Raw genomic sequence first — 20968 nt, forward strand, 5'->3', positions numbered from 1 at the left:
AACTTATCTTTGCGGAACTTAAAAAAATTATGAAAAAGAAACATCATAAAAAGAAGCCAAACGTATTTAAAAAATGGACAGGAAAACTGCATTTGTGGTTTGGTTTAGGTATTGGATTTTTGATTTTCATTATTTCCATTACCGGCGCACTGTATGTTTTTAAAGATGAAATTGAGAACATTACCCGAAAAGATGTCATCTATCATAATACACAAAATATTGACCAGAAGCAGATTCTTCCCATCCGAGTGTTAGAAAAGTCTGTGGACGCTCAGGTGAAAGAGAAATACCCTATTCACTGGGTAAATATTCCTATCGACAAAAAAATGTCTTACCAATTTTATTGGTACGAGCACAATACAAACGCCTGGAACTACTTTGATGAATTCCCTATTTATAAAGTAGCATACGTAAATCCTTACGACGGAAAAGTCTTAAGAACCTACGACGAGAAAAACGGATTCTTCCAAATTGTAAAAATGATTCACTGGAGTTATTTGTTGAAACAAGACTGGGGAACGTATGTCGTTGGAATTCCTGTTATTATCTTTATCATCATGTTGATATCGGGAATCGTTTTGTGGTGGCCTAAAAACAAAGCAGCGAGAAAGCAACGTTTTTCATTCAAATGGAAAAATATCAAAAGCTGGAAGAGAAAGAACTACGATCTTCATAACATCCTAGGTTTTTATGCTTCTATCTTTGCTTTGATCTTCTCTATCACTGGGTTATTCTATGCCTTTTTTATTGTTCAGGCAACTATCTATGTGATCTTCTCAGGAGGCGAAACAAAATATCCGGATTTCTCTCACATCAAAACCAAAGCTCCGATAGAATTAAGAACAGAAGGAACATTAGATAAGATAAGCAATACCGTTAAAGCAAAATACCCGGATTCTTTTGGCTTTGCTATAGACTTGGGACACGAACACATGGATGATCATGAGCACCCGAATTTCGAGGTTTATGTAAAACATTTATCTTATTCTTATCATAAAAGCAGCAGCCTAATTTTTGATGAAAACTCAGGAGAACTTCTTCATACTCACGACATGAAAGACAAGAATTTCGGAGAAAAAGCAGTAGGTGCCAATTATGATATTCACGTAGGATCTATTTTAGGACTGCCAACAAAGATCATTGCATTTGTTGTAAGTTTGATATGTGCCTCATTACCAGTTACTGGCTTCCTTGTTTGGTGGGGAAGGCGAAAAAAGAAAACGGCAAAAATAGCGTAAAAAAAAATAGCAATAAATGTTGAGTTAACCATCCATTAATACAATCTTTTTTATATTTTTAACCCTTTAGAATTTATAAGAATAGAAATGTCATTAATAGATTTATCAAAACACGTTGCCCTAGGAATTGATATTGGTGGTACAAATACTAAGTTTGGTGTTGTAAACCACAGAGGTGAAGTTCTTGAAAAAGGCAATCTAAGCACTGATGCCTACGCTACAGTTGAAGAATTCATAGATGCTTTGTATGAAAAAGTGCATCCGCTGATGGATAAATACGGAAAAGAGAAAAACTTTGACGGAATTGGCGTGGGTGCTCCCAACGGAAACTACTACACTGGGACCATAGAACAGGCTCCCAATTTACCTTGGAAAGGCGTAGTCCCGTTTGGTGAATTGATGCAGAATAAATTCAACTTACCATGTACTATTACCAATGATGCTAATGCAGCAGCTTATGGTGAAATGCTTTTCGGAGCAGCACGCGGAATGAAAGATTTTATCATGATTACATTGGGAACAGGTGTAGGAAGCGGAATTGTTTCCAGCGGAAAACTGATTTACGGACATGATGGTTTTGCAGGAGAGCTTGGTCACACGATTGTAAAACCAGGCGGAAGAAAACACTGGAGCACAGGATCTGAAGGAAGCCTAGAAGCATATGCCTCAGCAACAGGAATCGCGATCACTGCAAAAAAGATGAGAGCAGAGTTTCCGGAATCTATGTTAAGTCAATATCCTGAAGAATCTATCAACTCCAAAACGGTACATGAATGTGCATTGAAAGGCGACCCCATTTCTATTGAAGTTTTCAGATATACAGGTCAGAAATTAGGAGAAGCATTGGCTAATTTTGTGATGTTCTCTTCACCCGAAGCTATCCTTTTATTTGGAGGCGTAATTAAAGCCGGAGATTTCATCCTGAAACCTGCTAAACTTCATATGGAAAGAAACCTTCTTCCGATATTCAGAAATAAAGTAAAATTGGTTTTCAGTGAACTAGACGAAGCAGACGCTGCTATTTTAGGAGCAAGTGCTTTGGTTTGGGAAAAGTAATTGAAAGCTATTTTAAAATATATTTGAGCATCCTTTTTAGGGTGCTTTTTTTATCTCCCACTGATTGCACAAATTTTCACAGATGTTTGTTGTTTTATCTATTGTCTTTCATTCGTGGAAATTATTTGTTTTATCCTTGAAAACATTTCTGCTATTCGTATTCTATTCATCCTTGTCAAGGTTTAAAACCTTGACAAGGATCATTCTTGAAAACATTTCTGTTATCCGTCTACTTTTTCAACGCAAAGATTAATTTCTATTACATATAATTTTATGTTGGAAAATCTCCCACAGATTGCACAGATTTTCACAGATGCTTGTGTTTTATCTATTGTATTTCATTCGTGAGAATCATTTGTTTATCCTTGTCAAGGTTTAAAACCTTAACAAGGATCATTCTTGAAAACACTTCTGTTATCTGTATACTTTTTCAACGCAAAGATTAATTTCTATTACATATAATTTTATGTTGGAAAACTTCTCGCAGATTTTGCCGATTACGCAGATGTTTACGCTATATTTTTCTTGTGATTATTTGTGAAATCTATTAGTGTAATTTGTGTTTAAACCACTCTTTTCAACATAAAATGAAAAACTTTTTCTTACTTTTGATTAGTTTTTTTAATACAATAATCAACCTAAAATGGATAACAATAATTTAGAGCAAATTACTTTCGGAGGCGGATGTTTCTGGTGTGTAGAAAGCTGTTTCAATATATTAAAAGGCGTTGAATCTGCAATTTCAGGATATTCGGGAGGTCATAAAGATAATCCAACCTACGAAGAGGTTTGCACAGGAGAAACAGGTCATGCAGAAGTAGTACAGATCACGTATGATCCTAAAATCATTTCTTACGAGCAATTAATGGATGTATTCTTTTTCCTTCATGATCCAACTCAATTAAACAGACAAGGAAACGATATCGGAACGCAATACCGTTCAGTAATCTATTATAAAGACGATGCTGAAAAAACAAAAGCAGAAGAAGCCATTAAAGCATCTCAAGAATCAGGAAGATGGTCAGGAACTTATGTTACAGAATTAACACCTTTCGAAAAATTCTGGTCGGCAGAACAATATCACCAAGGATATTACAACGTAAACCCTAATCAACCCTATTGTAGTGCTGTTGTAGGACCAAAAATTCAGAAGTTTAAAAAACATTTCGGAGAATTGGGAATGTTGAATGCAGAGTAAGATTTAAAATCTTTTTAAGTTTGGCTAAAACCCATTCCTATTGATAAAATAAAAGCGAAGAGAAAAACCTCTTCGCTTTTTGTTTACAAAAAATAATCGTTTTATATGAAGAAAACTAATACCCTGAATTTTGAGTAAAATCTTTCGAGGCATCAATGGTTGCCTGAGGAATCGGGAATATTCTTCTGTAAGGTTGAGAAGCTGGTTTTGCTGTTCCCGCCTGATCAAACTTTTTGAACCTGATCAACGCTTTTCTTCTGTACATTTCCCAATACAATTCAAATCCAGATTCTTTCAATAAAGTATTTGCATCCAGAGAAGCAAGCGCAACGCCAGGAGCATTTCCTTTTAAAGCATCATTCGTTCTACTCGTTCTCAATCTATTGACATCTGCTAAAGCAGCCCCAACATTTCCATTTCTAAAATACGCTTCTGCTCTCATCATGTAGATTGTTCCTAATCTGTACAACGGCACATCCATCCCGCTGGTTCCATTATTTCCATAACCAGGGTCGAATTCAAACTTGAAGTTTCTTACTCCTCTGTTGATCTGTGCTTGTGTAAATACAGCTTCCGAAGGATTATCAAAGTTTAATTCTGGTGTAAAATCTGCGGCCAGCGTCGTATTTTTTTCTGTGAATAGTTTATAGACCTTAATTCTTCCATCCGCAGTTAAATCAAAGTTTCCGTTCGATAGAATCTTAGGGCCATATTGCTGACCAACCTGCAATCCCCTGTTGAAATGAAACCAAGGTTTTCCTGTTCCTTCCACTTTGCTTGTTGAGGGTACACTTACGTCTGTTCCGTCATTTCTAAACCATGTTCCATCTTCGTATTGATAGGTTCTTTGGAAACGAGGGTCATTGTGGTTCCCATCCCAAGAATAATAGAATTCCGGAGTAATACAAGAAGCGTTCGTTCCTCTGTTATCCGGAGAAGGCTTCTGAATTCTTTCCATTGACATATACGCCAAATCATTATCCGAGCCTTTGTCCGAATTCGCAATTTTCTTCTGAACAATCGTAAAGATCATCTCCTTGCTTGTATCATTATTGATATCAAAATTGTGGAAATAATTAGATTCTAAACTGAAATTTGGATTATTAATCAACAGATTAGAATATTCAATTACTTTATCCATATCCGTTCCTCCTCCATTCACAGCCTGTTCTAGAAAATTGAAATCACCTGCCGTTTTATTTTTCAAAACTGCTCTGTTCAGATACATGTCCGCCAACAATGCATAAGCTGCCTGTTTTGTAAATCTTCCCGCGTGGGTGTTTTGAGTTTTAATATCTGCTAAGTTTGGAATAAGCCCCTCCACTTCTTTAATTAAATCATCAATTGTAGTTTCTGCCTTTCTAATTTGGATGGGAGCATTAATATTATCTGGATCTCTGTAAGGAGCCTGCCCAAACAAATCAATCGTTGTATAGGTATAATAAGCCAATAATCCTTTTGCTTCTGCTAAAAATAACGCTTTATTGGCTCCACCACTTTTGCTTGCACTCGATATTGCCGTTAACGATTTTGTAATCCCGAAATTTAGCTGGTTCCAGGTTGTTTTTACAACATCACTATTCGCATCCCAAGAAAATTCGTGCATGGCTCTCCACTTTCCACCGTCTCCCCAGTCGCTTCCTCTTGTTGGTAAAAGCGCTTCATCTGTAGAATATTCCTGTAAAGCGAACACACTTCCGTGGTCTACAAAAGTTCCCTCTCCAAGCTGGCTGTAAGCCGCAGCCAAAGCTGCTTCTGGATCTGCTATTTCAGAACCTAAAACCTCATCGATTACTTTTTCATCCAGATTTGTACACCCAACTAAAGCCAGTACAGCAACGGATAAAACAATTTTATTAATATTTAAAAATTTAGATTTCATGATTTCTTTTAACTTAAATTAAAATTTAACAGTTGCTCCCAAAATGAAAGTTTTCGCAGATGGATATGTCGTGTAATCAACCCCCAAAGACTGATTTCCTCCCACCTGTTTATTGGTATCAACAAGCGGATCATAACCTGTATAGCTGGTAATTGTAAATAAATTCTGTGCGCTTACATACAGATTAATACTTCTCAGGAATTTCAATTGACTCATATCGAAAGTATATCCTAATCTTACATTGTTCAGACGAATAAAATCTGATTTTTCAAGATATAAAGAAGATAATTGCGGTTGGTTTGTAGGGCTTGCTCCTGAATCATAAAAGTTTTTCAAAACGTTTCTGTCTGAAGCTAAGTTGTTGATATTTAAATCCAATGCCGTATTGTTCACCAAATAACCTCCTGTCTGTCCGATAAAAGAGAATGAAAAATCAAACTTTTTGTATTTCATGTAAGAATTGATCCCGAAAGTGAAATTAGGAATTGCACCTTCAAAGATTTTTCTATCATTCTGATCTATTCTTCCATCCCCGTTCACATCCTCATAAATATATTTTCCGTTGGCGTCAACTCCTAAATAATTGTACATGTAGAAAGATCCTGCTTCATAACCATTTTTGTAAATATTCGCAGTAACACCTGAAAGTCCAGGCCCAGAAACTTCTCCCGAATAAATTGCTGAAACCGGAAGATCTTTCACCACATTATTTACTGTTGCTCCGTTTACATCAAAATTCCATGTGAAATTTTCATTTTTAATAATTTCTGAACCTAAAGAGAGTTCAAAACCTTTATTTACAATCTTGGCATCTACATTTCTCCAAACATTACTTGTAGGACTTAACGGACTTGAAGGAATATTTAAAATCGGATCTTTTGTTGTTTTATGGTAATATTCCAATGATCCATACAATTTGTTTTTCCATAAACTAAAGTCTGCACCAATGTTCGTCTGCTCAACAACTTCCCACTTCAAATCCGGGTTTACCGTTCTGTTGATAGAAACCCCGTTGATCAAATCTAAATTAGGATACAAATAATACCCCGCAGCCTGCGTCAATGAAGAACTTGCCTGTGTAATTTTATTCGGAACTTCCTGATTACCTGTTTGTCCCCAGCTTCCTCTTAATTTTAGTTCGTTAACGATTTGAGAATCCTTCAGGAAATTTTCATTAGAAACCGTCCAACCTACTGCAACAGAAGGGAAATATCCGTATTTGTTATTCTTTCCGAAACGTGTAGAACCGTCCGCTCTTAATGAAGCCGTTAATAAATATTTTTTATCAAAATTATAATTTACCCTTCCGAAATAAGATTGTAATTCATTTTCCTGAGCGTAACCGGCTCCAGGAACAAACGCCGTTCCTGAATATCCGGGATTTATTTCCGGAGGAATCCCTGCTCCTTGAGTTGCAATATCTTTTACCCCAAAGTAAGTTCCGGTAGACTTGAATTTCTGATAAGAAAAACCACCTAATAAACTGAAATTATTTTTATTTAAGCTAAAATCATAGGTTAAATAATGTTCCAAAAGTACATTATAAGAATCTAAATTTGCTTGAACGTACATTCCTTTAGGTGTTCTGTCGGTAACATTCGGATAGATGGTTGTATTTCTTTCCGACATTGTTTTATCGATCCCTAAATTGAATTTATAATTTAATCCCGGTAAAATTCTCAACGTAGCTTCTGTATTCCCTAACACCCTGAAAGTATTGGTTTTATCATTATAAATACTCAACAAATACAACGGATTGTAATGGGCATTCATGTTGAAATTGGTATAATTTCCATTATCATCATACACAGAACGTGTAGGATTCGCCATCAAAGCGTGGATAATCACCTGACCATCAGATCCTGCATTTCCACCATTTGGAATACCGGTTTCTTTGATGTCACTCGCCGTAAGATTTACTTTAACCTTTAATCTTTTGTTATCAAAGAAAGATTCTTCAGCATTCAAACGAGCCGTTGTTCTTTTAAAGCTACTATTCAGAACGATACCATCCTGATCCATGTGAGAAATTGACGCAAAATAATTCCCCGTTTCTGTAGCTTTTGAAAATGATACTGAATGATTTGATGAAACTGCATTTCTATAAATTTCATCCTGCCAGTCTGTATTTCCACCGTGATCATATAGTTTATTTATTCCTGCTGATCTGTATTCATCAGCGGTCATTAAGTCTAATTTTTTAATAACCGAAGAAAAACCTAGATACGTATCATACGTAAACATTGGCTCTCCCTTCTTTCCTCTTTTTGTCGTTACCAAAACAACACCGTTAGACCCTCTTGCACCATAAATAGCTGCTGCAGAAGCATCTTTCAATACAGTGATTGATTCAATATCCGATGTATTTAAAAAGTTTAACGGGTTTTTCGCCTGAGCATTTCCTAAACCAACGTTCGGGCTTTGTGCACTTACTGCATCATTACTCAAAGGAACACCATCCACAACAAATAAAGGCGTACTACCACTTCTGATAGAACCAATTCCTCTGATGGAAACATTCACTCCTGCACCGGGCTCTCCACTCGACTGAACGATACGAACACCCGCGATTTTTCCCTGCATCAAATTATCAACAGAAATATTCATTCCTTCTTTGAAGTTCTCTGCCTTCAATTGACTTACCGCACCCGTTAAATCTGATTTTTTTTGAGAACCATAACCCACCAAAGTAACCTCTTCAATAGAAGTTGCAGCCTTTTTAGATTGAAGTTTAATGGAAACTGAAGAAGAAGTAATCTTCACTTTTTGTACTTCGTATCCATCATAAGAAATAGATAACGTTTGCCCTACAGAAGCTGAAATAGAAAAATTTCCCAGAGCGTCTGTAGTTGCTGTAGCCCCTGTTTCTACAACAGAGATCTTTGCGCCTTCAATGGCCGATCCTTCCTGATCCTGCACGAGGCCGGAAATAGTTTCATTCACCTGCGAAAAAGCAGGATGACTTGTTGTAAATCCTTCTGCATTGGCGTGATTGGACACCAAAAAGATCAATGCGATCGGAATTAGCTTTTTAAATTTAAAAAAATTAATTTTGTGGTACATATCATTAAGTAAAGTAAATTGTAATAAACGTTGCTTTGCTTAGTAAAAAAGCCGCTGTTATTCCCGTAACAGTGGTTTTTTTTAACCTCATCTTCGTTTCATTTTCGGCATACAAAGTAAAATGATCTTCCACGAAATCACTTTAACATAATATTATCTTAAAATCAACAAAATATAAATATCTCAAAAAGAGAAAATAAAAACACACTCATTATCAACGGTTTAAAAAATCATGTTTTTTCTCATTCACACAATCTTAAAGAACACTTAACATAATATGTAAATCGCCAGAAACGAAGAGTCGTTAATTTCGCCATTACAAAAATTGACGAAATGAAAAAGACCGTTTTTATAGTCTTGTACCTCTCTTCTTTAAACCTATTTTGGTCGCAATCACAGAACCTTAATGATTTAAAAATTAATGAAATTCAGGTAATTGGCTCTCATAATAGCTACAAAAAAGCTATTCTTCCAGAGGTTTACAGCTATTTATCGAAAAAAGATTCTATGAATTTTTTGCCTAGAATTCAATATGAACATATCCCAATACCCCAACAATTAGATTTAGGGCTTCGAAATCTTGAAATTGATGTATACGCAGATAGTAAAGGAGGAAAATATGCTCATCCAAAGATCTTAGACCTTGTTAAAACAACACAGCCTTTCGATCCTGAAGGAAAAATGAAAAAACCAGGTTACAAAATGATCCACATTACAGATATTGATTATCAGACTTGGTATTATACACTGGAAGATTGCTTGAAAGATCTTAAAAAATGGTCTGATGCTCATCCTGATCATGATCCTGTATTTATTACATTGGAGCCCAAAGACGGAGAACCCAATAAATTTGGAACAGAGCCTGAACATTATACTCCTCAGCTATTTGATGATTTAGATAATGAGTTGAAAAAATATTTAGGTAAAAATAAAATCATTACTCCTGATGACATCAGAGGTTCTTATAAAACATTGAATGAAGCGGTTCTTAAAAAAAATTGGCCAAAAGTAAAAAACGCGAAAGGTAAATTTCTTTTTGTCTTGGACAATAACAGCGAAAATAGAGACCTTTATATGAAAGATCATCCTTCGTTAAAAGGAAGAATGGTCTTCACCAATTCTACCCCAGGAACGCCCGAATCTGCAGTTTTATTTATGAACGACCCAAGTCCTGAGATTAATGCTCTTGTAAAACAAGGCTATATCATTCGTACCAGAGCCGATGCCGATACGATGGAAGCCAGAAAAGAAGATTATTCAAGGTTTGAAAAGGCTAAAGAAAGTGGAGCTCAGATTATCACTACAGATTATTATCTTCCTAGCAAACTTTTTAAATCAAACTATAAAATCAGCTTCGATAACAATACGTATGAAAGGAAAAATCCTGTGACTGGAAAATAATTAAAATCATATTAAAGGAGAGACTGTCTGATTTTTAGGCAGTCTTTTTTTATTGCTTTTGGTTAGGAATTTAACGCAAAGTTTTAACTTAATAATAATTCATCTCAAGTGAGCAAAGATGAATCAACAAGTTGATTTTATGAAGCTAATGTTTCAGCTTCGCGCAGCAAATTTATTTGCCTTTGCTTTCTAAAATTAAAAGTTTAAATGATTAAATCTTTGCGTTTAGAACATTTTAAACACAAAGATGAAGCGCAAACATCTGTGTAAATCTGTGAAATCCGTGGGAAATAAAAAACTATAACCTTTCTATCATTTGCTTTTTCAAGTCAATTTCAAAATGATCTGCAGGATCTCCATTTGATAATAAAGAAAGAATTTTAAAAACCGATTTTAATTGTTTGATAAAAGGATCTAGAGAAGTATTAGATTCATACAGCTTTTCCAATAGCTGATATTGCTGCAACCTTTCTTTTGGAATATCTTTTTTAGCCAATTCATCAGCAGATTGGAATTTATATAAATCAAATAACAGATCTTCAAAACTCCATTTCTTGAATCCTTTTGATTGAATGTCTTTTTGTGTTACTTCAGATCCTGACTTTTGCGCCATCACAAGCAAATCTTCTCCATTTAAATATTTCGCTTTCTCTATAAATTCTTTAGGCCAATCATTCGGAACCATCCTTAAACGAACTAATTCTTTTAAATGAAATAACATAAAATCATGGTAAGATTTGGTTTTCAAAATGTCCTTATTCCAAAGCTTTGTGTTTTTATTTTGGCTTAATGCTTCGTATTCCTTTTCATACAAAGGAAAAAGGTCATCAAAATGAGGAACATCATTCAAAACTTCTGTCTGTACCTCCATTTTGTCAGAAGAATGGATGGTGAGAATTTTATAACTCGGCAAATAGGCCGCCAATGAAGGAACCTGAACATTGACTAACATTTTACCATCGATCTTTCTTGTTCCTGTATCATTGATATGCATATGTCCCGCAAAATGAATTTGTAAACCCGCACCTGCAAATACTTTGGCTACTTCTTCTTCAGGAACACGCTCCAATTGCCATTTCTTTTCACCCAACAAATTTTTGATTTCGTGAGTGGCTCCATCATTGAAATCAATCATTGGATAATGAGTAAACGCGATTAGTGTCTTCCCATTCAATTTAGCTTCTTCTGCAATTTTTTTCACCCACTTGATCAAATGCTGCTTATTCGTCAAGACATTATTATACCCAATACTTGCGCCATTGTAGTTAGAAGGATTATTAGAATTTTCGTTGAGGTTTTTAGGAATATAAGTATTTCCATCAATGGCCAACATCCAAATTCCTTTTACAGGCTCAACAACACAACTTAAATCCGGTACAGAAAATCCTTTGGTAACTTCATACATTCTTTGGGTGTATGCAGCTTGTTGAACAGCTTTTGGATAGGAATAATTTATATATGAATCTTGGCTAAAAGGAGTGCTCCAAAACATATCTTTTTCTTTCGGATAAAATCCAAAGTCTTTTAATTCATCCAAAATTTCCAAATACCCTGATTCTGCAATATCTTTTGTGATAATCTTAGATGTTGTTTTTCCCAGATTCTCTTTGCTGTAAATCCCTAATGGACTTCCCTTCTCCCCTAAAAAATCATCTTTTCCTGCGTCCTGTCGAAACGGACCAACAGGATCATGGTTTCCTGTGGTTAGGTAAAAATCAATTCCATATTTCTTATGATACTGATCTAAAATTTTACGGAGTCCACGCAAGTTATAGGCTTGTCCATCATCCGAAAAATCTCCGGGCATAGCTACTATTTTAATCCCTTTTGTGGCAATATCATCTAATGCTTTTAGAAAGGCAAAATAATTTTCATTAAAAACCCTTGTGGAATGTAGTTGAGAATCCATTGTTCTCAGAATCGTTGGCTTTCCTGTTTTCGGGTTGATAATTCCTTTAAAATCATTATCCGAAAAGCTTCCATACAAATCCTGAAAATGCACATCTGAAAGAAATGCAATTTGTACAGGTTTCTCCTGAGCCGAAAATAAAGTAAAAGCAAAAAGTAAAAGTGAGAATATTCCTTTGTTCATCTTAAAATAAGACGAAAGTAAGTGATTCTAATGTGAATTGTTTTAATTGAATTTTAAATAATTGTGAATGAAATTTATTCTTGCACCTCTATAGAGTCTTGGGGCTTTCCTGCATATTTAAATATAATAAGAGGTGTTGCTCTTCTTAATTCTCTACCGGTTTCCGGATCTACTCCATCATCCGTAAAAAATTCTACTCCGCTGTTATATTTTGAATACCATGTTTTTCCAAGAGCATTCATTTCAGTCAAAGTATCTTTTCTCATGATCTTTTTAAAGTGCAGAAATTTGTGCGCATTCATCGCAACGATATCAATCCCAGGATTAATATAACTGCTGTCTGTTGCCATATATCTTTCGCCATCCCAATACATATACTTTTTCTCAATAGCCGGATTTCCACTTGACATAAAACCCATAGGAGTCATCTTTTTATTATTAGAAAAAACAACATTTCCTGTTACAAGACACAACAACAAGCCGATTTCCATAATACCCAGTCCATTTTTCTTCATCAAATCTGGCATTTTGAAGTGCTGTTCATTCGTTATGTTGATAATAATTTTTGAAAGCTTTTCTGTTAAAGACTCCTCATCTTCATCCACACTTATTTTGACTGTGGTCTTGTTTGCTTCATCGTCTTTCTTAATAAAGGTACTGGAAAAGTCTGCGAAATCCATATAGCCAACATATTGGCTGAATTTATCAAGAATATCAGAATCTATATTTCTGTCTTCATTATCACGTATAAAAGTATCATAATACCTAGACAATGTTTTATCAGTAATATAATTTGGAAATCGTTCATCAAAATAAGACCATAAATAAGCTGCTAGCCCATTTTTCGTTTTCTTCCCGGTTTCTTCCTCAGCTTTTCTGAATACTTCATGAATTAATAGTTTTTTCTTGGACATAATTAGTTTTTATAGGCTATTACAAAATAGGTGATTTTTCATCATGTCGCATTACGGGTTTCCGTAACAAAACTCCTGTCCATTTCTTGTCTATCGATGTCTATGTTTTGTCTAACACCTGCCTCACTCATTGTCGCATCTTTGCTTCAGAAATCAGTGACAAACAAAACATTACAAAAACAAATGTACAAAACTGATTTCTAAATCACCAGATAAAACGGAAGAAAACTCCGGGTTGGGAAGCAGATGTTTCTCTTCCGTTTTTGAAGGTTCACTTCCCAAAAAATTTTAGAAGCGCTTCAATTTTTTTAACCGTGTCAAACTATCTGCGATCTGTTTCGCAGGGAAGAACACGAATGCTTTAACAATAAATTTTTTGAAAATATGTTACAATTTATATTAATGCTACTAGGTTTAGCATTCTCACATAACAACGCTAATGCAACAACGTGTAATAACAACCAAGATCCGGTTACAATACAAAGTGGAGGACCGAGTAATCCGGGTGGTGGAGTAGATCCGGGAAATCCAGGTGATACAGGAGGAGATACTGGGCAAACCCCTCCTAGAAAATAAATAATGATATTAATAAGCGAAAGAGTACTCTTTCGCTTATTTTTTTTAAATTAGTTAAAACTAATTTACATTGAAACCATATTCTCTTATTTTTCTTCTACTATTCTACTCTTGCTCTAAAAATAACACTGAACAAATCAAGCAGATCTCAAATCAAACTTCATTTTTTGAAAAAGCTTGGGAATTTAAAGATAAAGGAGATACAGATAATGCTGTTGCCAACTTTTATAAAGCAAAAGATGCTTTTTTACAAGAAAAAGACAGTGCTGGAGCTGGTAAATCTTTAGTGAATATCGCCATTATTTTAACAGAAAAAGGAGACTATTTTGGAGCACAAGAAACTTCTTTGGCTGCATCTAATTTCTTTAATTCCCAAAAGAAATCAAACTATGAATACATAAAATCAAACTATAATAATCTTGGTATAGCCTCGTATAATTTAAAAGACTTTCAAAATTCTTTGAAATTTTATGATCTTGCCATTAAGTTTTCAAATGATGCTTTAGATACCCGTATTTATTTAAATAATAAAGCCAAAACTCTCCAAGCAACTAAAAATTATAAAGAAGCCTTAAAAATATACAATCAAATTTTTAAAGAAGTTAGTAAAAATAAAAAAGAATATTCCAGAACTCTAACCAATCTTGCAAAAACAAAATGGCTTGAAGATCCAAAATACAATCCAGTTCCTGAATTAACCCAAGCATTAGATATACGACTAAGAGAAAAGGACTTATGGGGATTAAACTCTAGCTATGCTCATCTTTCCGACTACTATATTAAAGAGGAGAAATATGATTTCGCTTTAACTTTTGCGAAAAAGATGTATGAAGTAGCTAAGTTAATTAAAAGTCCTGATGATCAAATCGAAGCTCTTCAAAAGCTTGTCATCTCAGAAAGTCCTCAAAACTCAAAAAAATATTTCTTACTGTATCAAAAATTAAATGATAGCATCTATATTTCACGAAGCAAAGCAAAAAATCAATTTGCGGTGATAAGATATGATGTTGAAAAGAATAAGGCAGAAAATGAATTATTAAAAGCAAACACTGCCGAACAACAAAATCAAATTTTAAAACAGTATTTTCTCGTAGCTTGTTTAGTCTTAGCATTAATTATCATTATCATTTGGTATCGTAGAAGGCAAATAAGACTCAAACAAGAAAACGAATTAAAAATAAAAAACAACCAACTTAAACTCTCCAAAAAAGTTCACGACGTTGTTGCCAATGGCATCTATCAGGTAATGGCCAAAATTGAAAATCAGGAGAATATTGATAAAAATGAAATGCTGGATGAACTGGAATTCGTTTATGAAAAATCTAGAGATATTTCTTACGAAAAAATAGATTCAAAAGAGGATGAGGAAGATTTCAGTAAAAAAATATCACAGCTTGTTGCTTCCTTTAAAAATGAATCAATTAATACCTATGTTGCCGGAAATGATGAAACAATTTGGAAAGATTTTAAGGTATCAAGCCAAGATGAAGTTTACCAAATCATTAGAGAACTGTTAGTGAATATGAAAAAACACAGTCAGGCAGACAGAGTGGTATTCAAATTTGAAAGAGTAAATAATTTCATAACCATTTCCTACACAGACAATGGTATAGGCATCTCTGGAGAATTAATTTATAAGAATGGCCTCACGAGTACGGTTTCCCGTATTGAAAATATCCATGGAGAAATTATTTTTGATACCGAAATCGAAAAAGGATTGAAGATTACTATTTCATTTCCTATTTAAAAAAGAAAACAATGTTTAAAAAAATTTTAATATCCGAAGACCACGAAAGTATCAGTATCTCTATACAAAAAACATTAGAAGAATTGAATGTTCCCAATGTTGACTATGTTTCCTATTGTGATGATGCTTTAGCTAAAGTTCAAAAATCTATCCGAGAAAAAGATACCTATGATCTATTAATCACCGATCTTTATTACGAAGAAGATCATCATCAACAGAAAATAAAAAACGGAATAGAACTGGTAGAGCAATTACGAGCGATTCAGCCTTCCCTAAAAGTGATTGTTTTTTCCGCAGAACATAGATCCGGGGTGATTGATTCTCTTTTTACAGAATCTAAAATCAACGGCTATGTACGCAAAGCAAGGAATGATTCAAAAGATTTGAAAAAAGCCATTGCTTCTGTCTACGTTAATGAGAACTATCTATCCTTGGACCTTAAACAGGAAGTAAAAAAGCTCAACAATTATGAGTTTTCTGCTTATGATATTACGCTAGTCTCTCTCCTATCACAAGGTGTTTTGCAAAAAAACATTCCTGTTTATCTTCAAAACAACAACATCAGACCCAATAGTTTAAGCAGTGTAGAGAAAAGATTAAATAGTTTAAAAGAAGCTTTGGAAGTCACCAGCAATGAGCAATTGGTTGCTTTTTGTAAAGATCTGGGGATTATATAACAAGATTTCTAAAACATATTCTATTAAACCTTTCTATTTTTTTGGAAGGTTTTTTGTTTTACGGGAACCCGTAAGGATTGGTTTTTATATAGTTCTATTTTTGGAATATTAAATAAAACGAATCATGGAATATAAAGTAACCCCATTTGTAGCAACAGCAAATCATCAAAATATGAGCTCAAGTAACATTGCTCAACAATTAGAAGACTTAATAGCAGCTCAAAATAACCAAGGTTGGAATTATGTAAGATTAGAAAGTGTTTCTACTTATGTTCAACCCATAACAGGGTGTTTTGGATCTGAAACTCAAAAAGGCTACATGACTTCATATCAAATGGTTGTATTCTCAAAAGAAGAAAATGAAAAATCTACTTATTCTTCTCATTAAAATATACTGGTTTTGCATTCCTGCCCAAAAGAGGAGAAAATGTATTTTCAGAATAAGCTGTTCAAAACATGTTTATGAAAAAACAGTACATCAAGGCTTTATTGCAGGATTAAAAGCATTCAAATATAGGTTTCAAAATTGCAGATCTGGAGCTCATATTATTGAAAACCCAATAACAAGAAAACTTCAAATTATTTTACCTGGAAATCAAATCCTTGAAGAAGAAGAAATTTCAAAAAGATTTTTAAACTAAAACAATATTAATCATGGGAAAATTTATTATCACCAAAAGAAAAGACAACGAATATCAATTCAACTTAAAAGCAGGAAACGGCGAGATTATTTTAGTGAGTGAAGGCTATGTTCAAAAAGCATCTTGCCTTAAAGGAATAGAGTCTGTAAGAATCAACTCCATAGATGATACTAGATATGATAGAAGAGTTGCAGTAAATGATAAAGATTACTTTGTACTGAAAGCTAAAAACGGTGAAATTATTGGTAAAAGCCAATACTACAGTTCAAAAGCCTCTATGGAGATTGGTATTGTTTCCGTGAAAACCAATGCACCATACGCTGAAATCATTGATGAAACTATCTAAAACAAACTAATGGATTTAAAAATAAAACTTGAACAATTACATCAGAAAGTAGTTGGTTTAAAAGATCATATCGGTACTGAAGAAGCAACAAAAAACGCTTTTGTTATGCCTTTTATACAAATTTTAGGGTATGATATTTTTAATCCTACCGAAGTTATTCCGGAGCATACTTGTGATATTGGAACGAAGAAGGGTGAAAAAGTAGATTATGTAATTAAGCATAATGATAATCCTATTTTCATTATAGAATGTAAACATTGGAAAGAAAGTGCTGATGCCCATAATTCTCAACTTCACAGGTATTATCATGTATCAAAAACAAGACTTGGGGTTCTTACGAATGGAATTGTCTATAATTTTTATACTGATCTTGAGAAACCAAATATTATGGATGAGAAGCCTTTTTTCACCATTAATATTGAAGACTTAAAAGACAGCTCAATTAAAATTTTAGAAAGCTTTACTAAAAAAGATTATAACCTTGAAAGTATTTTAGATTCAGCAGAAGCATTAAAATATATCAAAGCCATCAGGAAAGAATTCGAAAAAGAAATTGAGACTCCATCTGATGAATTGGTAAAACTTCTGGTAAGCCGATTTTTTGAAAAACCAATGACTGCCAACAGAATGATTTCTTTTAAAGAATATACAAAAAAAGCATTAACAACCTCTATCAATGAATCTATCAGTTTCAGGCTTAAATCTGCATTAAGTATTAATGAGCAAATTGAAAAGCAAGATGAAGGAGTAAAAGCGGCCCAATCTATTGATGAAAATAATGATTCTAAAATTGTCACCACAGAAGAAGAGTTAGAAGGATTCCAAATTATAAAAGCTATTTTAAGAGAAAGAATACCATCTTCAAGAATTGCCTATAGAGACACATTATCCTATTTCGGAATTCTGTTAGATGATAATAACAGAAAACCTCTGTGCAGGTTACATTTTAATACGGCTAATAAATATCTGGAAACATTCCATAATGGTAAAGAATCAGGAGAAAAAGTTTTACTTAATAACCTTGATGAAATTTATAATTTCAAAGAGGAACTTCATAAAACACTAGAAAACTATAACTAATGAAAACCATTTAAAAACTAATAACCATGAAAACACTAATTTTTACAAGCCTTTTAGGTTTAAGCTTATTATTGCCATCCAGCTTTTCAGCAGCAACCAATAACACTATTTCTAAAACAGAATACGCAAAGAAAGCTTCAAAGAAAAAAAGCACAAAAGCTAAAAGAAGTAAAACAAGAAGTTCTGGATCATATTATACTCAGAGTAAAGGATGTACCTATAATGGAAACGCTCTAAATGTAGGCTCAAGAGGAGGTTGCTATTACTATTCGGGAAGTAGTAAAGTATATGTAGACAGATCCTATTGTTCAGGTTGTAATTAACCTTATCACGCAAAAAAACTAAAAACACTCAACATATATCAACAAAAAAGCGAAGATTAATTTCTTCGCTTTTCTTTATTTTCTGATCATTTCCGTGTGGGGAATATCATCTTCTAAATATTTTTTTCCGGTATCTACAAAACCAAAATCTCCATAGAATTTTAATAAATAATCTTGCGCTGAAATTCTGATTTCAGAAGTATGATAACGGTTTTCTATCGTTTCAACGGCGTATTGTATAAGTTGTTTGCCCAAGCTTCTACCTCTTCCTTTTTGCGTGGTTATAACACGACCTAATGAAGTTTCTTCAAACTTAATACCCTTGTCGAAAACTCGGCAATAGGCTAAAATTTCACCATCTTCTTCCTCTGCCCAAACGTGAATCGCCTGCTGATCATAACCGTCAGCATCCAGATATACACAATTTTGCTCTACTACAAATACTTCACTTCGAGCTTTAAGAAGATTATACAATTCAGGAACCGTAAATTCCTCAAACGTTTTAATTTTCCAAATAATATTACTCATCGAAATTTACACTGTTATTTTTTAAAAATTCATTGGTTGTTTGTATAAAATCTAGGATTTCATCACATCCTTCTTTCTTTTCGGCAGAAGTCACATATATTTCCGGAAGATCTTCCCAGGTCTTATAAAGCTCATTCCTGTAATCTTCTACATTTTTTATTGCGATATTGGGTTTCAGTTTATCAACTTTCGTAAAAACAATTGAAAAAGGAACACCACTTTCTCCACACCATTCAATAAATTCAAGATCTATTTTCTGAGGACTGTGTCTCGAATCTATCAAAACAAAAAGGTTCACAAGATTCTTTCTGTTCAGAATATAATTATTGATCAGTTTCTCAAAATCCCTTCTCATCACTTTTGAAACCTTAGCATAACCATACCCCGGTAAATCGGTAAGATACCAGTCTTCATTAATTATAAAATGATTAATCAGCTGAGTCTTCCCTGGGGTTCCCGAAGTTTTCGCCAAATCTTTCCTGTTCAGCATTGCATTGATCAATGATGATTTCCCAACATTTGATCTTCCTATAAAAGCATATTCAGGGATTGTCGCTTCCGGGCATTCCTGCCATTTACCACTACTCTTTACGAACTCTGCTGTCTTAATAACCATTTTGAATATTTTTTAGAAAATTAAACCATTAAGAAAAACTCTTAATGGTTTAATATATTTTTTTAAACTTTATCTTTTAACCAGCTGTAGAGAATCTCATTGAACTCGTCTGGTTTTTCCATCATTGCGGCATGCCCACATTTATCAATCCAAAACAAATCTGAATTAGGGATAAACTTGTGCATATCAATTGCAACTTCCGGAGGTGTTACATTATCCTGTTTTCCCCAAATTAAACACGTTGGTGTTACAATTTTAGGAAGATCATTCAACATATTGTGTTTGATGGCACTTCTTGCCAACATCACGGTTTTTATTCCCTTCATTCTATCATTCACCACTCCAAAAACCTCGTCTACAAGATCTTCAGTTGCCACAGCAGGGTCATAAAAAACCTCTTCCGTCTTCTTCCTTATATATGATTTATCATTTTTTCTTGGAAAACTGTCTCCAAATGTTCTTTCATATAATCCGGAACTTCCGGTTAAAACCAAATTACTTACTAAATCCGGTCTTGCCAAAGTTAAGATAAGCCCAATGTGACCTCCCATTGAATTTCCAACAATGGTTACAGGCCCCTCGATGTGGCTCTCTATAAACTTTATAATATATTTTGCTAATGTGGTAAGATTAGTATTGAGTACCGGCAAATCATAGATAGGCAATTGAGGTACATAGACCTTAAATCCTCTATCGGAAAAAAAATTCACCATCTTATCGAAATTACTCAAACCACCCATTAAACCGTGCAATAGCACTAATGGATGTCCTTCTCCCGCCTCTACAAAAGTATATTTCTTTTCTTTTTTTGTACTAAATATCATAAAATGCCTTAATAAAGCCTTGCAAAAATACAAATTAAACCTCAAAAATATTTTGATATGCCTAATTTAAAGTAAAAATAATATAATAACACGCTTTTTATTTTTTTTTTTCAAAATCTCTTTATTAAAGCCCAAATAAGAGCATATACAAAATGAATAATATCAACAACTTACCCCCAAAGTCTTCAATCTTTAATAAAACTTATTAACATTAAGTCAAAAAGTGGGAAAAAGTGGGCGATTTTGGAAATTATTATATAAATTTGTCCCAAATGAAAAATTTCATTGGAACATATGAGTGCAAAATTGACGACAAAGGCCGTTTAAAAGTTCCTTCATCTTTAATCAAACAGATGGAAGACTTTGAAGACAAGGCGTTTGTAGTCAAAAGAGCTGTGTTCCAATCCTGCTTAGAAGTTTATCCTATGAATGCGTGGGATAAATTGATGGGCAAAATTAATAAGCTAAACAGATTCATTAAAAAGAATGCTGATTTCATTAGAATGTTTACGGCAGGTGTAAAAACTGTAGAATTGGACAATGCAGGTAGATTACAGATTTCAAAAGACCTGACGCATTTCGCAAATCTTCAAAAAGATATTGTGATAACGAGCGCAGGTGAATTGTTTGAGATCTGGGATAAAGACGCTTATGAAAAAGTGATCTCTACCAACGAAGAAGATTTTGCCAGCCTTGCCGAAGACGTGATGGGCTCTTTAGATGAAGAATAACCGCTAAATAATAAAAGCGAAAAAAAACACAACTT

Annotated in this window: 20 protein-coding genes; 13 read left to right on the forward strand and 7 right to left on the reverse strand. The window is 33.9% G+C overall.

Annotated features, from left to right (window positions below):
- Positions 1-29: 29 nt before the first annotated feature.
- The 3 genes from BUB80_RS10710 (at position 30) to msrA (ending at position 3492) form a co-directional block, all read left to right on the forward strand.
- Positions 30-1238, forward strand: coding sequence for a PepSY-associated TM helix domain-containing protein (locus BUB80_RS10710; RefSeq protein ID WP_073292927.1), 1209 nt, complete (start codon positions 30-32; stop codon positions 1236-1238).
- 87 nt (positions 1239-1325) lie between these two features.
- A complete protein-coding gene (locus BUB80_RS10715) occupies positions 1326-2294 on the forward strand; it encodes an ROK family protein (RefSeq protein WP_073292928.1) in 969 nt (322 codons plus the stop codon).
- Between the two features lie 643 nt (positions 2295-2937).
- Positions 2938-3492 (forward strand): peptide-methionine (S)-S-oxide reductase MsrA, encoded by a 555-nt coding sequence (gene msrA, locus BUB80_RS10720; protein ID WP_073292929.1) that lies wholly within the window; start codon positions 2938-2940, stop codon positions 3490-3492.
- 115 nt (positions 3493-3607) lie between these two features.
- Here the strand turns inward: msrA and BUB80_RS10725 are convergent, their stop codons facing one another.
- Positions 3608-5374 carry a RagB/SusD family nutrient uptake outer membrane protein gene (locus BUB80_RS10725; RefSeq protein WP_073292930.1) on the reverse strand — a complete coding sequence of 589 codons (1767 nt, stop codon included), beginning with the start codon at positions 5372-5374 and terminating at the stop codon, positions 3608-3610.
- A gap of 18 nt (positions 5375-5392) precedes the next feature.
- Positions 5393-8437 carry a SusC/RagA family TonB-linked outer membrane protein gene (locus BUB80_RS10730; RefSeq protein ID WP_073292931.1) on the reverse strand — a complete coding sequence of 1015 codons (3045 nt, stop codon included), beginning with the start codon at positions 8435-8437 and terminating at the stop codon, positions 5393-5395.
- Positions 8438-8770: 333 nt separating this feature from the next.
- On the opposite strand from BUB80_RS10730, the gene BUB80_RS10735 reads away from it, so the two are divergent.
- Positions 8771-9838, forward strand: a complete 1068-nt coding sequence (locus BUB80_RS10735; RefSeq protein ID WP_073292932.1) for a phosphatidylinositol-specific phospholipase C1-like protein — start codon at positions 8771-8773, stop codon at positions 9836-9838.
- A 298-nt stretch (positions 9839-10136) separates the two neighbouring features.
- Here BUB80_RS10735 and BUB80_RS10740 read toward each other — a convergent pair whose 3' ends face one another.
- Positions 10137-11930, reverse strand: a complete 1794-nt coding sequence (locus tag BUB80_RS10740) for a metallophosphoesterase family protein (RefSeq protein WP_073292933.1) — start codon at positions 11928-11930, stop codon at positions 10137-10139.
- A gap of 74 nt (positions 11931-12004) precedes the next feature.
- Positions 12005-12844 (reverse strand): hypothetical protein, encoded by an 840-nt coding sequence (locus BUB80_RS10745; protein WP_073292934.1) that lies wholly within the window; start codon positions 12842-12844, stop codon positions 12005-12007.
- A gap of 384 nt (positions 12845-13228) precedes the next feature.
- Here BUB80_RS10745 and BUB80_RS23390 point away from each other — a divergent pair, with 384 nt between their 5' ends.
- From BUB80_RS23390 to BUB80_RS10780, 8 genes are all read left to right on the forward strand, one after another.
- The gene (locus BUB80_RS23390; RefSeq protein WP_139262659.1) at positions 13229-13420 is read left to right on the forward strand and encodes a hypothetical protein; all 192 of its coding nucleotides are present in this window, start codon (positions 13229-13231) and stop codon (positions 13418-13420) included.
- Positions 13421-13490: 70 nt separating this feature from the next.
- Positions 13491-15167: a tetratricopeptide repeat-containing sensor histidine kinase gene (locus BUB80_RS10750; protein ID WP_228433770.1), complete on the forward strand. Its 1677-nt coding sequence runs from the start codon at positions 13491-13493 to the stop codon at positions 15165-15167.
- An 11-nt stretch (positions 15168-15178) separates the two neighbouring features.
- Positions 15179-15844 (forward strand): response regulator, encoded by a 666-nt coding sequence (locus BUB80_RS10755; RefSeq protein WP_073292935.1) that lies wholly within the window; start codon positions 15179-15181, stop codon positions 15842-15844.
- Positions 15845-15968: 124 nt separating this feature from the next.
- Complete coding sequence (locus tag BUB80_RS10760) at positions 15969-16232, forward strand: hypothetical protein (protein ID WP_073292936.1); 264 nt, start codon at positions 15969-15971, stop codon at positions 16230-16232.
- Entirely contained in the window at positions 16204-16485 is a 282-nt protein-coding gene (yidD, locus tag BUB80_RS10765; protein ID WP_073292937.1) for a membrane protein insertion efficiency factor YidD, read from the forward strand. The genes BUB80_RS10760 and yidD overlap by 29 nt, the downstream gene beginning before the upstream one ends.
- A 13-nt stretch (positions 16486-16498) precedes the next feature.
- Entirely contained in the window at positions 16499-16831 is a 333-nt protein-coding gene (locus BUB80_RS10770) for a YegP family protein (RefSeq protein ID WP_073292938.1), read from the forward strand.
- 9 nt (positions 16832-16840) lie between these two features.
- Positions 16841-17911, forward strand: a complete 1071-nt coding sequence (locus BUB80_RS10775; protein WP_073292939.1) for a type I restriction endonuclease — start codon at positions 16841-16843, stop codon at positions 17909-17911.
- Positions 17912-17937: 26 nt separating this feature from the next.
- Complete coding sequence (locus BUB80_RS10780; protein WP_073292940.1) at positions 17938-18234, forward strand: hypothetical protein; 297 nt, start codon at positions 17938-17940, stop codon at positions 18232-18234.
- A gap of 75 nt (positions 18235-18309) precedes the next feature.
- On the opposite strand, the gene BUB80_RS10785 is transcribed toward BUB80_RS10780, so the two are convergent.
- The 3 genes from BUB80_RS10785 to BUB80_RS10795 form a co-directional block, all read right to left on the reverse strand.
- Positions 18310-18762, reverse strand: coding sequence for a GNAT family N-acetyltransferase (locus BUB80_RS10785; RefSeq protein ID WP_073292941.1), 453 nt, complete (start codon positions 18760-18762; stop codon positions 18310-18312).
- Complete coding sequence (gene yihA / locus BUB80_RS10790) at positions 18755-19378, reverse strand: ribosome biogenesis GTP-binding protein YihA/YsxC (RefSeq protein WP_054512596.1); 624 nt, start codon at positions 19376-19378, stop codon at positions 18755-18757. The genes BUB80_RS10785 and yihA overlap by 8 nt, the downstream gene beginning before the upstream one ends.
- 62 nt (positions 19379-19440) lie before the next feature.
- A complete protein-coding gene (locus tag BUB80_RS10795) occupies positions 19441-20202 on the reverse strand; it encodes an alpha/beta fold hydrolase (protein ID WP_073292942.1) in 762 nt (253 codons plus the stop codon).
- Between the two features lie 272 nt (positions 20203-20474).
- Here BUB80_RS10795 and mraZ point away from each other — a divergent pair, with 272 nt between their 5' ends.
- Positions 20475-20933, forward strand: coding sequence for a division/cell wall cluster transcriptional repressor MraZ (mraZ, locus tag BUB80_RS10800; RefSeq protein ID WP_073292943.1), 459 nt, complete (start codon positions 20475-20477; stop codon positions 20931-20933).
- Positions 20934-20968: the final 35 nt, after the last annotated feature.

Origin of the sequence: Chryseobacterium polytrichastri (genome assembly GCF_900142445.1) — a bacterium.
Classification (GTDB): domain Bacteria; phylum Bacteroidota; class Bacteroidia; order Flavobacteriales; family Weeksellaceae; genus Chryseobacterium; species Chryseobacterium polytrichastri.